This window comes from Escherichia sp. WS1118, from assembly GCF_046487695.1.
Lineage (GTDB): Bacteria > Pseudomonadota > Gammaproteobacteria > Enterobacterales > Enterobacteriaceae > Escherichia > Escherichia coli.
This window is the reverse complement of sequence record NZ_JBJQIZ010000001.1, coordinates 98715-114403: the sequence shown is the minus strand read 5'-3', so window position 1 is coordinate 114403 and position 15689 is coordinate 98715. Positions and strand designations below refer to the sequence as shown.

18 protein-coding genes are annotated in these 15689 nt (G+C 50.5%); 11 read left to right on the top strand and 7 right to left on the bottom strand.

The features are described 5' to 3' along the window. The first annotated feature begins 43 nt into the window (after positions 1–43). The 9 genes from ACJHYO_RS00635 to rpoS all read left to right on the top strand — a co-directional run bounded on the left by ACJHYO_RS00635 (position 44) and on the right by rpoS (position 6821). Positions 44–367 (top strand): DUF3561 family protein, encoded by a 324-nt coding sequence (locus tag ACJHYO_RS00635; RefSeq protein WP_001246100.1) that lies wholly within the window; start codon positions 44–46, stop codon positions 365–367. 192 nt (positions 368–559) lie between these two features. Continuing rightward, positions 560–871 (top strand): cell division protein FtsB, encoded by a 312-nt coding sequence (gene ftsB, locus ACJHYO_RS00630; RefSeq protein ID WP_000517479.1) that lies wholly within the window; start codon positions 560–562, stop codon positions 869–871. Between the two features lie 18 nt (positions 872–889). After that, positions 890–1600, top strand: a complete 711-nt coding sequence (ispD, locus tag ACJHYO_RS00625; protein WP_085455502.1) for a 2-C-methyl-D-erythritol 4-phosphate cytidylyltransferase — start codon at positions 890–892, stop codon at positions 1598–1600. After that, positions 1600–2079 (top strand): 2-C-methyl-D-erythritol 2,4-cyclodiphosphate synthase, encoded by a 480-nt coding sequence (gene ispF / locus ACJHYO_RS00620; protein ID WP_001219238.1) that lies wholly within the window; start codon positions 1600–1602, stop codon positions 2077–2079. The genes ispD and ispF overlap by 1 nt, the downstream gene beginning before the upstream one ends. Continuing rightward, a complete protein-coding gene (gene truD, locus ACJHYO_RS00615; protein WP_000568931.1) occupies positions 2076–3125 on the top strand; it encodes a tRNA pseudouridine(13) synthase TruD in 1050 nt (349 codons plus the stop codon). The genes ispF and truD overlap by 4 nt, the downstream gene beginning before the upstream one ends. Beyond that, the gene (gene surE / locus ACJHYO_RS00610; protein ID WP_001295182.1) at positions 3106–3867 is read left to right on the top strand and encodes a 5'/3'-nucleotidase SurE; all 762 of its coding nucleotides are present in this window, start codon (positions 3106–3108) and stop codon (positions 3865–3867) included. Before truD ends, surE begins: the two co-directional genes overlap by 20 nt. Next, positions 3861–4487, top strand: coding sequence for a protein-L-isoaspartate O-methyltransferase (pcm, locus tag ACJHYO_RS00605; protein ID WP_000254701.1), 627 nt, complete (start codon positions 3861–3863; stop codon positions 4485–4487). Before surE ends, pcm begins: the two co-directional genes overlap by 7 nt. A gap of 184 nt (positions 4488–4671) precedes the next feature. Then, positions 4672–5766, top strand: a complete 1095-nt coding sequence (gene nlpD / locus ACJHYO_RS00600; RefSeq protein WP_306174120.1) for a murein hydrolase activator NlpD — start codon at positions 4672–4674, stop codon at positions 5764–5766. A gap of 62 nt (positions 5767–5828) precedes the next feature. Beyond that, the gene (rpoS, locus tag ACJHYO_RS00595; RefSeq protein WP_000081550.1) at positions 5829–6821 is read left to right on the top strand and encodes an RNA polymerase sigma factor RpoS; all 993 of its coding nucleotides are present in this window, start codon (positions 5829–5831) and stop codon (positions 6819–6821) included. 170 nt (positions 6822–6991) lie between these two features. Here rpoS and ACJHYO_RS00590 read toward each other — a convergent pair whose 3' ends face one another. Continuing rightward, entirely contained in the window at positions 6992–7543 is a 552-nt protein-coding gene (locus ACJHYO_RS00590) for a flavodoxin family protein (RefSeq protein ID WP_001179442.1), read from the bottom strand. Between the two features lie 224 nt (positions 7544–7767). Between ACJHYO_RS00590 and ACJHYO_RS00585 the strand changes: the two genes are divergently transcribed. After that, positions 7768–8811 (top strand): MBL fold metallo-hydrolase, encoded by a 1044-nt coding sequence (locus tag ACJHYO_RS00585; protein WP_001161584.1) that lies wholly within the window; start codon positions 7768–7770, stop codon positions 8809–8811. 142 nt (positions 8812–8953) lie between these two features. Here ACJHYO_RS00585 and ACJHYO_RS00580 read toward each other — a convergent pair whose 3' ends face one another. The 5 genes from ACJHYO_RS00580 to ltnD all read right to left on the bottom strand — a co-directional run bounded on the left by ACJHYO_RS00580 (position 8954) and on the right by ltnD (position 13990). After that, on the bottom strand, positions 8954–10318 hold the full coding sequence (locus ACJHYO_RS00580; protein ID WP_000104433.1) for a GntP family transporter: 1365 nt from the start codon (positions 10316–10318) through the stop codon (positions 8954–8956). An 88-nt stretch (positions 10319–10406) separates the two neighbouring features. Further along, positions 10407–11183, bottom strand: a complete 777-nt coding sequence (locus ACJHYO_RS00575; RefSeq protein WP_001136912.1) for an HPr family phosphocarrier protein — start codon at positions 11181–11183, stop codon at positions 10407–10409. A gap of 4 nt (positions 11184–11187) precedes the next feature. Further along, on the bottom strand, positions 11188–11826 hold the full coding sequence (locus ACJHYO_RS00570) for an aldolase (protein WP_001278992.1): 639 nt from the start codon (positions 11824–11826) through the stop codon (positions 11188–11190). Further along, positions 11823–13085 carry a 3-oxo-tetronate kinase gene (gene otnK / locus ACJHYO_RS00565; protein WP_021543033.1) on the bottom strand — a complete coding sequence of 421 codons (1263 nt, stop codon included), beginning with the start codon at positions 13083–13085 and terminating at the stop codon, positions 11823–11825. Before otnK ends, ACJHYO_RS00570 begins: the two co-directional genes overlap by 4 nt. Next, positions 13082–13990: an L-threonate dehydrogenase gene (gene ltnD, locus ACJHYO_RS00560; protein WP_000847998.1), complete on the bottom strand. Its 909-nt coding sequence runs from the start codon at positions 13988–13990 to the stop codon at positions 13082–13084. The genes otnK and ltnD overlap by 4 nt, the downstream gene beginning before the upstream one ends. Positions 13991–14185: 195 nt before the next feature. Here ltnD and ygbI point away from each other — a divergent pair, with 195 nt between their 5' ends. Then, positions 14186–14953 carry a DNA-binding transcriptional repressor YgbI gene (gene ygbI, locus ACJHYO_RS00555; RefSeq protein WP_001296319.1) on the top strand — a complete coding sequence of 256 codons (768 nt, stop codon included), beginning with the start codon at positions 14186–14188 and terminating at the stop codon, positions 14951–14953. Positions 14954–15003: 50 nt separating this feature from the next. On the opposite strand, the gene pphB is transcribed toward ygbI, so the two are convergent. Continuing rightward, positions 15004–15660 (bottom strand): protein-serine/threonine phosphatase, encoded by a 657-nt coding sequence (pphB, locus tag ACJHYO_RS00550; protein ID WP_001141304.1) that lies wholly within the window; start codon positions 15658–15660, stop codon positions 15004–15006. Positions 15661–15689: the final 29 nt, after the last annotated feature.

Below are 15689 nucleotides of genomic sequence, written 5' to 3'. Positions count from 1 at the left end.
ACCGGGTTTTCATGCCCGGTTCGTCAAAGTAACAGGATCAGATATGCGTAACAGCCACAACATTACATTAACAAATAACGACGGCCTTACTGAGGTTGAAGACACCACATGGTCGCTGCCAGGCGCTGTGGTTGGTTTTTTATCGTGGCTGTGCGCGTTGGCAATTCCGATGTTGATTTATGGCTCTAACACGCTGCTCTTTTTTATCTACACCTGGCCTTTCTTTCTGGCGCTGATGCCCGTCGCAGTGGTGGTGGGGATTGCACTGCATTCATTGATGGACGGAAAGCTACGCTACAGTATTGTTTTCACTCTGGCGACGGTTGGCATTATGTTTGGTGCGCTGTTTATGTGGCTACTGGGTTAATTGTTCTTTCCTCTCTATTCTGTTCATAATTCAATCCGTAACTAATAATGAGATTATGTTCTGCACGCCCTGGGTATACGTAACAATGGACAAATGTGGTACATTTGCCCGCGTTGTCGCGGTATCCCCAACAGAGGATGTAGAGTCGTCTTCGGATGCATGGGATGAAGATGCCGTTTTTCAGGGGGCAGGATGGGTAAACTAACGCTGCTGTTGCTGGCTATTCTGGTCTGGCTACAGTATTCGCTGTGGTTCGGTAAGAACGGTATACATGACTATACTCGCGTCAATAATGATGTGGCGGCACAGCAAGCTACAAACGCGAAACTTAAAGCGCGAAACGATCAGCTTTTTGCCGAAATTGACGATCTCAATGGCGGCCAGGAGGCGCTCGAAGAGCGTGCGCGTAATGAACTCAGCATGACCAGGCCGGGCGAAACGTTTTATCGTCTGGTGCCTGACGCGTCAAAGCGCGCACAGTCTGCGGGGCAAAACAATCGATAAATCAGCCCGGGAATTAACATGGCAACCACTCATTTGGATGTTTGCGCCGTGGTTCCGGCGGCCGGATTTGGCCGCCGAATGCAAACGGAATGTCCTAAGCAATATCTCTCAATCGGTAATCAAACCATTCTTGAACACTCGGTGCATGCGCTGCTGGCGCATCCCAGGGTGAAACGTGTCGTCATTGCCATAAGTCCTGGCGATAGCCGCTTTGCACAACTTCCTCTGGCGAATCATCCACGAATCACGGTTGTTGATGGTGGTGAAGAGCGTGCCGATTCCGTGCTGGCAGGTCTGAAAGCCGCTGGCGACGCGCAGTGGGTATTGGTGCATGACGCCGCTCGTCCTTGTCTGCATCAGGATGACCTCGCGCGATTGTTGGCGTTGAGCGAAACCAGCCGCACGGGAGGGATCCTCGCTGCGACGGTGCGCGATACGATGAAACGTGCCGAACCGGGCAAAAATGCCATTGCTCATACCGTTGATCGCAACGGCTTATGGCACGCGCTGACGCCGCAATTTTTCCCTCGTGAGCTGTTACATGACTGCCTGACGCGCGCTCTAAATGAAGGCGCTACCATTACCGATGAGGCCTCGGCGCTGGAATATTGCGGTTTTCATCCGCAACTTGTTGAAGGCCGCGCGGATAACATCAAGGTAACGCGCCCGGAGGATTTGGCGCTGGCCGAATTTTACCTCACCCGAACCATCCATCAGGAGAATACATAATGCGAATTGGACACGGTTTTGACGTACACGCCTTTGGCGGTGAAGGCCCAATTATCATTGGTGGCGTACGCATTCCTTACGAAAAAGGGCTGCTGGCGCATTCTGATGGCGACGTGGCGCTCCATGCGTTGACCGATGCATTGCTTGGCGCGGCGGCGCTGGGAGATATAGGCAAGCTGTTCCCGGATACCGATCCGGCATTTAAAGGTGCCGACAGCCGCGAGCTGTTGCGCGAAGCCTGGCGTCGTATTCAGGCGAAAGGTTATGCCCTCGGCAACGTCGATGTCACTATCATCGCTCAGGCACCGAGGATGTTGCCGCACATTCCACAAATGCGCGTGTTTATTGCCGAAGATCTCGGCTGCCATATGGATGATGTTAACGTGAAAGCCACTACTACGGAAAAACTGGGATTTACCGGACGTGGGGAAGGGATTGCCTGTGAAGCGGTGGCGCTACTCATTAAGGCAACAAAATGATTGAGTTTGATAATCTCACTTACCTCCACGGTAAACCGCAAGGCACCGGGCTGCTGAAAGCCAATCCGGAAGACTTTGTGGTGGTGGAAGATTTGGGCTTTGAGCCTGATGGTGAAGGTGAGCATATTCTGGTTAGAATCCTCAAAAACGGCTGCAATACCCGTTTTGTGGCGGATGCACTGGCGAAATTCCTGAAAATTCATGCCCGTGAAGTCAGCTTCGCTGGGCAAAAAGATAAACATGCTGTTACGGAACAGTGGTTATGCGCTCGCGTGCCGGGCAAAGAGATGCCCGATCTGAGCGCCTTTCAACTGGAAGGCTGCCAGGTGCTGGAGTATGCGCGGCACAAGCGCAAGCTGCGTTTAGGGGCGCTGAAAGGTAACGCCTTTACCCTGGTACTACGCGAAGTGAGCAATCGCGATGACGTTGAACAACGTCTGATCGATATTTGCGTAAAAGGTGTACCGAACTACTTCGGTGCCCAACGTTTTGGGATTGGCGGTAGCAACTTGCAGGGTGCGCTGCGCTGGGCGCAAACCAATACTCCGGTGCGCGATCGCAATAAACGTAGTTTTTGGTTGTCGGCAGCCCGCAGTGCGTTGTTTAATCAGATTGTTGCTGAGCGCCTCAAAAAAGCAGACGTTAATCAAGTTGTTGACGGCGATGCGCTACAATTAGCCGGACGTGGTAGCTGGTTTGTCGCAACCACCGAAGAACTGGCGGAATTACAGCGTCGCGTCAACGATAAAGTGCTGATGATAACCGCCGCATTGCCGGGCAGTGGCGAGTGGGGAACTCAGCGTGAAGCGCTGGCATTCGAACAAGCAGCTGTCGCCGAAGAAACTGAATTACAAACCTTACTGGTGCGCGAAAAAGTTGAAGCCGCGCGCAGAGCGATGCTGCTGTATCCGCAACAATTAAGCTGGAACTGGTGGGATGACGTCACCGTAGAAATCCGTTTCTGGCTTCCGGCGGGAAGTTTTGCAACCAGCGTTGTCAGGGAACTTATCAACACAACAGGTGATTATGCGCATATTGCTGAGTAATGATGACGGGGTACATGCACCCGGTATACAAACGCTGGCGAAAGCCTTGCGTGAGTTTGCTGACGTTCAGGTGGTCGCCCCCGATCGTAACCGCAGCGGCGCTTCTAATTCTCTGACACTGGAATCCTCCCTGCGCACGTTTACCTTTGAAAATGGTGATATTGCTGTGCAAATGGGAACCCCGACCGATTGCGTCTATCTTGGCGTAAATGCTCTGATGCGCCCGCGCCCGGACATTGTTGTGTCCGGAATTAACGCCGGGCCGAATCTGGGGGATGATGTTATTTATTCCGGTACGGTAGCGGCCGCGATGGAAGGCCGTCATTTAGGTTTTCCGGCGCTTGCCGTCTCGCTTGACGGGCATAAACATTACGACACTGCCGCGGCGGTAACCTGCTCAATTTTGCGCGCACTGTGTAAAGAGCCGCTGCGCACCGGGCGTATTCTTAATATTAACGTTCCGGATTTACCATTGGATCAAATCAAAGGTATTCGCGTGACGCGCTGCGGTACACGACATCCGGCAGATCAGGTGATCCCGCAGCAAGATCCGCGCGGCAATACGCTGTACTGGATTGGCCCGCCGGGCGGTAAATGTGATGCCGGTCCGGGGACCGATTTTGCTGCGGTAGATGAGGGCTATGTTTCCATCACGCCGCTGCATGTGGATTTAACTGCGCATAGCGCGCAAGATGTGGTTTCAGACTGGTTAAACAGCGTGGGAGTTGGCACGCAATGGTAAGCAGACGCGTACAAGCACTTCTGGATCAATTACGTGCGCAAGGTATTCAGGATGAGCTGGTGCTGAATGCACTTGCCGCCGTGCCGCGTGAAAAATTCGTTGATGAAGCGTTTGAACAAAAAGCCTGGGACAATATCGCCTTGCCGATAGGTCAGGGGCAGACAATTTCGCAGCCGTATATGGTGGCGCGAATGACCGAATTACTCGAGCTGACGCCGCAGTCGCGGGTGCTGGAAATTGGCACTGGTTCGGGATATCAAACTGCAATCCTGGCGCATCTTGTCCAACATGTTTGCTCGGTTGAACGGATTAAAGGCTTGCAGTGGCAGGCGCGTCGCCGCCTGAAAAATCTTGATTTACATAATGTTTCAACCCGTCATGGCGATGGATGGCAAGGTTGGCAGGCACGCGCGCCGTTTGACGCTATCATTGTTACGGCGGCGCCGCCTGAAATTCCAACTGCGCTAATGACGCAGCTGGACGAAGGCGGGATTCTCGTCTTACCCGTAGGGGAGGAGCACCAGTATTTGAAACGGGTGCGTCGTCGGGGAGGCGAATTTATTATCGATACCGTGGAGGCCGTGCGCTTTGTCCCTTTAGTGAAGGGTGAGCTGGCTTAAAACGTGAGGAAATACCTGGATTTTTCCTGGTTATTTTGCCGCAAGTCAGCGTATCGTGAACATCTTTTCCAGTGTTCAGTATGGTGCCTTGCACGGTAATTATGTCACTGGTTATTAACCAATTTTTCCTGGGGGATAAATGAGCGCGGGAAGCCCAAAATTCACCGTTCGCCGCATTGCGGCATTGTCACTGGTTTCGCTATGGCTGGCAGGCTGTTCTGACACTTCAAATCCACCGGCACCGGTCAGCTCCGTTAATGGCAATGCGCCCGCAAATACCAATTCTGGTATGTTGATTACGCCGCCGCCGAAAATGGGGACGACGTCTACAGCGCAGCAACCGCAAATTCAGCCGGTACAGCAGCCACAAATTCAGGCTACTCAACAACCGCAAATCCAGCCTGTGCAGCCAGTAGCTCAGCAGCCGGTACAGATGGAAAACGGACGAATCGTCTACAACCGTCAGTATGGGAACATTCCGAAAGGCAGTTATAGCGGCAGTACATACACCGTGAAAAAAGGCGACACGCTTTTCTATATCGCCTGGATTACTGGCAACGATTTCCGTGACCTTGCTCAGCGCAACAATATTCAGGCACCATACGCGCTGAACGTCGGTCAGACCTTACAGGTGGGTAATGCTTCCGGTACGCCAATCACAGGCGGAAATGCCATTACCCAGGCCGACGCAGCAGAGCAAGGAGTTGTGATCAAGCCTGCACAAAATTCCACCGTTGCTGTTGCGTCGCAACCGACAATTACGTATTCTGAGTCTTCGGGTGAACAGAGTGCTAACAAAATGTTGCCGAACAACAAGCCAACTGCGACCACGGTCACAGCGCCTGTAACGGTACCAACAGCAAGCACAACCGAGCCGACTGTCAGCAGTACATCAACCAGTACGCCTATCTCCACCTGGCGCTGGCCGACTGAGGGCAAAGTGATCGAAACCTTTGGCGCTTCTGAGGGGGGCAACAAGGGGATTGATATCGCAGGCAGCAAAGGACAGGCAATTATCGCGACCGCAGATGGCCGCGTTGTTTATGCCGGTAACGCGCTGCGCGGCTACGGTAATCTGATTATCATCAAACATAATGATGATTACCTGAGTGCCTACGCCCATAACGACACAATGCTGGTCCGGGAACAACAAGAAGTGAAGGCGGGGCAAAAAATAGCAACCATGGGTAGCACCGGAACCAGTTCAACACGCTTGCATTTTGAAATTCGTTACAAGGGGAAATCCGTAAACCCGCTGCGTTATTTGCCGCAGCGATAAATCGGCGGAACCAGGCTTTTGCTTGAATGTTCCGTCAAGGGATCACGGGTAGGAGCCACCTTATGAGTCAGAATACGCTGAAAGTTCATGATTTAAATGAAGATGCGGAATTTGATGAGAACGGAGTTGAGGTTTTTGACGAAAAGGCCTTAGTAGAAGAGGAACCCAGTGATAACGATTTGGCCGAAGAGGAACTGTTATCGCAGGGAGCCACACAGCGTGTGTTGGACGCGACTCAGCTTTACCTTGGTGAGATTGGTTATTCACCACTGTTAACGGCCGAAGAAGAAGTTTATTTTGCGCGTCGCGCACTGCGTGGAGATGTCGCCTCTCGCCGCCGGATGATCGAGAGTAACTTGCGTCTGGTGGTAAAAATTGCCCGCCGTTATGGCAATCGTGGTCTGGCGTTGCTGGACCTGATCGAAGAGGGCAACCTGGGGCTGATCCGCGCGGTAGAGAAGTTTGACCCGGAACGTGGTTTCCGCTTCTCAACATACGCAACCTGGTGGATTCGCCAGACGATCGAACGGGCGATTATGAACCAAACCCGTACTATTCGTTTGCCGATTCACATCGTAAAGGAGCTGAACGTTTACCTGCGAACCGCACGTGAGTTGTCCCATAAGCTGGACCACGAACCAAGTGCGGAAGAGATCGCAGAGCAACTGGATAAGCCAGTTGATGACGTCAGCCGTATGCTTCGTCTTAACGAGCGCATTACCTCGGTAGACACCCCGCTGGGTGGTGATTCCGAAAAAGCGTTGCTGGACATCCTGGCCGATGAAAAAGAGAATGGTCCGGAAGATACCACGCAAGATGACGATATGAAGCAGAGCATCGTCAAATGGCTGTTCGAGCTGAACGCCAAACAGCGTGAAGTACTGGCACGTCGATTCGGTTTGCTGGGGTACGAAGCGGCAACACTGGAAGATGTAGGTCGTGAAATTGGCCTCACCCGTGAACGTGTTCGCCAGATTCAGGTTGAAGGCCTGCGCCGTTTGCGCGAAATCCTGCAAACGCAGGGGCTGAATATCGAAGCGCTGTTCCGCGAGTAAGTAAGCATCTGTCAGAAAGGCCAGTCTCAAGCGAGGCTGGCTTTTTTTCTTTTGGTACATGTTGAACTGTTATCGGATACAGCGTTAAAACTTTATCTGACTGACCAGGGGACGGCACTTTTTAGATGTAGAAGACCGGATAGACGCGTCAGCGTCACATTCGGCAATCATCATTTTAAGCGCGCAGTAATTGTCGCCACGCGTTCACCATATTTCACGGCTGTATCCAGATCGCCCGTAGGGATTTGGTCTGCACCCGCATCGGCTGGAGATTGCACCAGCAAACCGACTGAACCGCCCAGATTGTTTACATCTTCCCTGGTTGACGCAAGCACATTGGCAGGAGCCTGACCTAAACTCACCCACAGACCGCCATGCTGTGAAGCCAGCGTTTGCAGATAGATCAGCGTAACTTGTTTATCGCCATTCAGGCTGGCGCTGTTGGTGAAACCCCCGAAGACTTTATCCTGCCATTTACGTGTAAACCACGCTTTGGAACTGGCATCAGCAAATTTCTTGAATTGCCATGGCGCACCGCCCATATAGGTGGGAGCACCGAAGATAATGGCATCGGCTGCGTCCAGTTTTTCCCACTCCTGCTCAGTGATATTTCCTTCGTTATCAATCGAAATTAAATCTGCATGGGCGCCTTGTGCCACTTTTTCAGCAACCAGTTTAGTGTGACCATATCCTGAATAATAAACCACAGCTATGTTTTGCATATAAATATCCTTTTTACTAATGAATGATTTTTTGAGGCAGGTTTTAAAGATGTGGAGTATTATGCCTTGCAGATATTATTTAAACCATCAAATGATGAACATATTTTTTGAATGAGACAAACATAATATTCGAAGAAAAATGAATCTCGTAACGTAGTAATATCTAAAATAACAGTCTGTTCAGAGATGCTATAAATCAACAACACATTAATAAAGGACTACGTATGCAAGGCATTAAAAAATATACAATTCTAGCCTCTTCTCTTATATCTGGTAGTGTTTTTGCTCAAACGGAAATTTCGACTGCAAATTCGTCTACAGTTAATGCAAGTTATGTTGAACCTTCAGCGGAAAAAATAATATCGCCAAGCGATAAACTCAATAACCTTTTTGAAAGAAATATGTCTCAGCCTTATATTTTACAAAAAATTGGCGAGAGAACTTATTATGTTCAACGCTATTTTTATTCCACTACGTTTTATGTCGGAGACAAAGGGGTTTTGCTGTTTGATGCTCCGGAGGGTCGCGGTAAATATTTATTACAGGCAATTCGTGATGTGACTCCATTACCCGTAACAGCGCTGGTTTATTCTCATTACCATGTGGATCACATTGGCGATAGTCCATTTTGGAACGATGAGGCGAAGAAAGAAGGCGTGAATCTGCGTATTATTGCCAGTAAAGCCACTGCTGAAAAAATGCAATTTATGAACAGTCGCTTACCCGTCGCCACTCAGGTTTTAAGTAAAAAAGATGACCAGTTTAAATTTGAAAAGCAGACCATTGAATTACACCGATTTGTTAAAGCAGGACATACCGACGACCATTCTGTATGGTTGCTAAAACAGGAAAAAGTAGCTCACAGCCCGGATCTCCTGAATCCTGACCAACTGCCGATGATGGGCTTCGCCGTATCGGATACGTTGGTTTACCATGACAGTAATTTGCGTCAGGTTGAAATGCTTGACTGGAAATATTTTATTGGCGGGCATGGTAATATTGGTTCACACGATGATTTTAAATTTCAACGCCAGTTTCTTAATGATCTTCGGGATACGACAATTAAAGTCAGAAAAGAAGAAAGTTTTGGTAAATTTATGAATAAAACGGCAAATAATCATGCTGATTTTGCGCGAGCCCAGCGCGAAGCAATTATTAAGAAAGTAACTGAAGTATTACGTCCGAAATATGGCCATATGTATGGCTACGACGCATCTATGCCTGCTAATATCGAAATGGCAATAAGATTGGTCGGTTCTTATTACTAAGATAAAATCAACTTGCAAGAGACTGTAATTATATTGCAAAGTGAAAATTAACCTCGGTAGCGAGATATTACCGAGGTTAATATTGGCATACATTACACCCTTATCAGGCACTTAAACGATACATCATATCTTATCTGGATTATTAGATGACGAGCCATACGCACCAGGTAATTAAGAATCCGGTAAAACCGAGAATGGTCGTTAACACTGTCCAGGTTTTCAGACCGTCTGCTACCGACAACCCCAGATATTTGGTCACAATCCAGAACCCTGAGTCATTAATATGTGACGCGCCAAGCCCACCAAAGCAGGCTGCCAGCGTCACCAATACGCACTGAATCGGATTTAATCCCATCACCGCTTCTGAGAGTAACCCGCCGGTTGTCAGGATTGCTACGGTTGCTGACCCCTGCGATGCACGCAGCGCCAGTGAAATAATAAATGCGGCTGGTAACAGAGGCAGGTCAATCATTTGTAACATGTTGGCAAGGGCTTTACCGACGCCCGATTCCACCAGCACTTTGCCAAATACCCCTCCAGCACCAGTAACCAAAATCACTACCGCCGCAGTGGGAAGGGCAGAGCCCATAATGTCGCTGGTGTGTTGTAAGCTCCAGCCGCGACGTAAAGCCAATAACCAGAATGCCAGCACCAGCGCAATCATTAGAGCTACCATTGGGGAGCCGATCAACTGTAGCGTACCAAGCAGGGGATGCGAAGGCGGCATCAGTGTTGCAGAAACCGTACCCGCCATGATAATCGCGATAGGAATAACAATTAGCGAGGTGACCAGCGCGACGCCCGGTGGATTTATTTTATCGCTTAATTTTGTCGCGCCTTCCTCACTGGCCGGAGCCAGTTGCATCTGTTCCAGTACCTCGACCGACATCGCATATTGGCGCTTATTGATTATTTTCGCTGCAAAGTAGCCAACAATCCCTACGGGAATAGAAATCGCAATACCGATGATGGTTAGCCAGCCGATGTCTGCGTGGAGTAACCCCGCTGCGGCGACAGGGCCTGGATGCGGCGGTACCGCCACGTGAACAGTGAGCATGATCCCAGCGACAGGCAGGCCAAATTTGAGTGGTGATATTTTGGCAACCTTGGCAAAACCGTAAATGATTGGCGCAAGAATAATAAAGCCGACATCAAAGAAGACGGGAATACCGAGGAAGAACGCTGCCAGAGTCAGCGCAGCGATAGTTCGTTTGTCACCTAGCTTGCGACTGAAATAATTAGCCAGTGACTCTGCACCACCAGAGTGTTCGATCATACGCCCCAGCATAGCGCCCAGACCAATAATAATAGTGACGGAACCAAGCACACCGCCCATCCCGGCGATCATCACTTTACCCACTTCGCCCGCCGGTATACCCGCCGCAAGTGCGACTAACAGGCTGACGAGGAGCAGAGCAACGAATGGTTGTACCTTTGCCTTGATGACCAGTAGCAACAGCATGATTACGCCAGCTAACGCAATGCATAACAATGTAATTGTGGACATGGGAAACCCTGTCTGAAAGTTATAGTTAACCTACCCCATCCGTAGATGGGGGGATGTATGGGTACGTTGTAATTAGGGATTGAGCGAATTAGCGCCAGGCGTCAAACCAGCCAAGCCCTTTTTCGGTGAGGCCACGAGGTTTGTATTCACAACCGATCCAGCCCTGATATCCCACTTCATCGAACAGGCGGAACAGCCACGGATAGTTGATTTCTCCATCGTCCGGTTCATGTCGATCAGGTAGTCCGGCAATTTGTACGTGCGCATATTTCCCGGCGTAGTCGCGGATTAAATGTGTCAGGTTGCCATCTACTTTTTGCGCATGGAAAGTATCCAGTTGAATAAATACGTTATCTCGCGCAACCTCTTCAACAATAGCCAGTGCCTGATACTGGCTGGAGAAGAGATAATGAGGCTTAACGCCGGGGCTGAGTGCTTCAACCAATATTCGCTTGCCGTGTGGCGCAAAGCGGTCGGCAGCGTAGCGGAGATTATCAATAAATACTGCCCGGTACCGTTCAGCATCTTCGCCAGCGGGCACGACGCCTGCCATCACATGGACTTGTTCACAATTGAGCGCCAATGCATATTCCAGTGCCAGGTCGATGTCTGCGCGTGCTTCGTGCTCACGTCCGGGAAGGGCGGATAATCCCCATTCTCCCGCATTAATATCTCCGGGAGCGGTATTGAACAGCGCCAGTGTCAGATGGTTTTGCACCAGTTGCTGCTGGATTTGCTGGGGGGAGTAGTCATAGGGAAACAGAAACTCCACAGCATCGAACCCGGCTTTTCGCGCTGCGGCGAAGCGTTCAATAAAAGGCACTTCGGTGAACATCATGGATAAATTAGCTGCAAAACGAGGCATTGCATTAACTCCTTAATTCCGCAATTTCACCTGCGGTCAGATAACGGATCGGGCGGTCACCGAGAATAAAAATCAGCTTTGCCGTTTCCTCCAGCTCTTCCATATTGTTGGCGGCTTCTTGCAGGCTTTCACCGCAAACCACTGGGCCATGATTTGCCAGTAAAAAAGCCTGATTGTCTGCTGCCAGTTCCGCCAGATCCTGTGCGATGCGTTTATCGCCCGGTCGGTAATAAGGCACCAGCGGGATATTTCCCATCCGCATCACCACGTATGGTGTGAACGGACGAATAACGTTGCTGCTGTCCAGCCCTTGCAGGCAGGAAAGCGCCGTCGACCATGTGCTGTGCAAATGCACCACCGCTTTACAGCGCGGATTGTTGCGATACAGCGCCAGATGAAAGAGCACCTCTTTCGAGGGTTTGTCACCACTTAACCATTCGCCATCCGCGGCGACTTTGGAAAGCCGCTGCGGATCGAGATTGCCCAGGCATGAACCTGTCGGTGTCGCCAGTAAATTCCCGTCAGGTAAAAGCAGCGACAGATTGCCAGCCGAACCGGTTGCATAGCCGCGCTGAAAGAATGAACTGGCAATCCGCGTCATCTCCTCTCGCAAAGACTGCTCTACTTTTGCGAAATCGCTCATGATAAAAACTCTCTTTGGGCTCGTGAAAAAAAGGCTTCATCACCGAAGTTGCCAGATTTAAGGGCGAGTGAGACAGGCTTATCCAGTGCGTTTACCCACGGCACGCCAGGGGAAATGGTTGGGCCAATATGAAACCCTTTTATTCCCAGGCTCTGTGTGACTACGCCGGAGGTCTCACCGCCTGCGACAATAAAGCGTGTCACGCCTTCCGCTGCTAACCGCGCCGCTAGTTGAGAAAACAGTGTTTCTACTGCCTGACTGGCTTTTTGTGCACCGTATTGCTGTTGAATTGCTGCCAATGCGTCAGTGCTTGCGGTGGCAAAAACCAGTGGAGCAAGTACACTTTCCTGGCCCAGAACCCACTCTGCCAGTTCGTGTGCATAAGCGGCCAGAGTTTCAATTGAGAGGCAGCGTGCCACATCAACTTCACGGGCTGGTGCAATTTGACGGTAATGTGCTACCTGGCGGTTGGTCATTTGAGAGCATGAACCGGAGAGCACTACGCCGCGCCCAGCGAGCGGATGCCCTGCTTTGCGAGCCTGGTTACCGTTTTCTTGCGCCCACTGCCGGGCAAGGCCAATCGCCAGACCAGAACCGCCCGTTACCAGTGGGGCATCGCGCAAGGCTTCCCCCTGAATTTCCAGATGGTGTTCGGTCAGCGCATCAAGCACCGCGTAGCGATAGCCCTCTTGCTGTAAGCGAGCCAGCTCCTGACGAACGGCTTTCACACCTTGTTCGAAAACATGTGCTGAAACGACGCCGCAGCGCCCTGTGGATTGCGATTCAACCAGACGGGGAAGATAGCTGTCGGTCATGGGATTTACCGGGTGATGGCGCATCCCGGATTCGGCCAGCAGTTGATTCATTACGAACAAATACCCCTGATAAACCGTACGTCCGTTGACCGGCAGGGCCGGAGAGAAGACCGTAAACGGCGTGTCGAGAGCATCCATTAATGCATCGGTAACCGGGCCGATATTCCCTTTCGCCGTACTGTCGAAAGTAGAGCAGTATTTGAAATAGATCTGTTTGCAACCTTGCTGTTGCAACCAGCTCAGAGCCGCCAGCGATTGCTGTGTGGCTTCAACCACCGGACAGGAGCGCGTTTTCAGGCTGATCACCAGTGCGTCGATTGCTTCCGGCATTTTACCTGTTGGAACACCGTTAATTTGTACCGTTGGTAGACCGTTTTCCACCAGAAAACTGGCGATATCCGTCGCGCCGGTAAAATCATCGGCGATAACGCCAATCTTGATCATGATTTCGCTCCCGGTAGAGTGATGCCAGAGAAAATCTTGATAACTGCGCTATCGTCTTCTTTCCCGTAACCCGCGTTACTGGCGCTGGTGAACATATTCAATGCTGTTGAGGCCAATGGCAGCGGGAAGTGCAGGGCTTTGGCGGTATCGGCAACCAGACCAAGATCCTTAACAAAAATATCGACGGCTGAATGCGGGGTGTAATCGCCATCCACCACATGACGCATCCGGTTTTCGAACATCCATGAATTTCCGGCGGCATTGGTCACGACGTCATACATCACATCCAGCGGGATCCCCGCACGGGCTGCAAGCGCCATCGCTTCGGCGCCGGCAGCAATATGTACGCCCGCTAACAACTGGTGGATAATTTTTACGGTCGAACCCAGTCCCGGTTCTGAACCGATGCGATAAACTTTTCCGGCAACGGCTTCCAGCACGGGTGCCAGTCGTTCAAAGGCAATATCGCTACCGGAGGCCATGACAGTCATTTCACCGTTAGCGGCTTTTACCGCACCACCAGAAACCGGCGCATCCAGCATTTCCAGACCGAATCCAGCCAGAGCGGTAGCAATTTCTTGCGCATCAGCACTGGCGATAGTGGAAGAAACCATTACTGCCGTACCGGGTTTCAGATGTTGTGCAACGCCTTTTTCACCAAACAGCACCTGTTTAACCTGGGTCGCATTGACCACCAGCACCAGCAGAGCGTCCAGTTTTTCGGCAAACGTCGCGGCGTTATCAGAAACCCCGCAAGCACCAGCCTCTTTCAACGTAGCGCAGGCATTGCTGTTCAGGTCTGCGCCCCAGGTAGAAAGACCTGCGCGGACACATGACAGTGCTGCTCCCATTCCCATTGACCCTAAGCCAACGATACCGACATGAAACTCCGATCCCGTTTTCATCTGCTCTCCTTGTTAATTTAAGTGATATTTTGTTTGATGTTGTGAATATAAGCGCGGAAAGATAACGATATGGTGAGCTGATTCACAAAAATTAACATTGTGTGTTATTTTATGTGAACTAAGCGTTAGTTGCGCCGCACACGTTTCGCAGGCAAATAGCGTAGAATGTCAGCAGGACAAAGGAAGGAGCAAAAGTTGATACCCGTAGAGCGTCGCCAAATCATCCTTGAGATGGTAGCTGAAAAAGGCATTGTTAGTATTGCTGAACTAACGGACAGAATGAATGTGTCACATATGACCATTCGTCGGGATTTACAAAAACTGGAGCAGCAGGGAGCCGTTGTGCTGGTGTCCGGGGGCGTCCAGTCTCCGGGACGGGTGGCGCATGAACCTTCTCATCAGGTAAAAACTGCGCTGGCAATGACGCAAAAAGCGGCTATTGGCAAGCTGGCGGCAAGTCTTGTTCAGCCGGGACGTTGTATCTATCTGGATGCGGGAACGACCACGTTAGCGATTGCACAGCATCTGATTCACATGGAGCCACTCACAGTGGTTACTAACGACTTCGTTATTGCGGACTACTTGCTCGACAACAGTAATTGCACAATTATTCACACTGGCGGCGCAGTGTGTCGGGAAAACCGTTCCTGTGTTGGGGAAGCCGCTGCGACCATGCTGCGTAGCCTGATGATTGATCAGGCTTTTATTTCTGCATCGTCATGGAGTGTGCGGGGGATCTCTACGCCAGCAGAAGATAAAGTCACGGTGAAACGGGCGATTGCCAGTGCCAGCCGCCAGCGAGTTTTGGTCTGTGATGCGACGAAATATGGACAGGTGGCGACATGGCTGGCGTTACCATTAAGCGAGTTTGATCAGATCATTACTGACGATGGTCTGCCGGAGAGTGCCAGCCGCGCGCTGGCGAAGCTGGATCTCTCTTTGCTGGTAGCGAAAAATGAATAATGACCTGCAATAACGCCGGGTTACTCATGCTTCACAGAAGAAGCATGAGACTACTTTATTTTATAAAATGACAGCCGCCCGCTTTTCGGCGATCCGGTATCTATATAAATCTGGTTAGCGAACGTCTGAATGTTATCAAACATCATATGACCAAATATAAAGAAGTCGGCACCGTTTATTTTTTGTAATTCGCTATTAAGTGATTTCTGCACACGATCAACAGGCCAGAGTAATTCGCTCTCCGCTATTTCTTTGCCAAACTGATACTCCTTCCCCGGATAATCTGCATGTGCGATGACATATTTTATGGTGTCGTTAGTGATTTCAATAATATGTGGAAGGTGATGGAATTTCAGCAACAGATCTATTGCCTCTTGTTGCTCTGAATCATTTAAATCGAAAAACCAGTCACCACCGCTGGCAAGCCACATATTTCCATCGCCAGTTTCGAATGCATCAAGCGCCATCGCTTCGTGGTTGCCTTTGACGGAGATAAACCAGGGCTGGTTTAACAGGCGCAGCACGTTAAGACTCTCGGGCCCACGATCGATGTTATCGCCTACCGAAATAAGTAAGTCGGTTTCAGGGCAAAAAGAGAGTTGATGTAAGCGGGATTGTAATAATTGATAGTCACCATGAATATCACCAACGGTCCATATATGGCGATAGTGATGGGCGTTGATTTTTTGGTAGCGTGTAGATGGCATGGTTTTACCCTGTAAAATAAGCTTTCCTA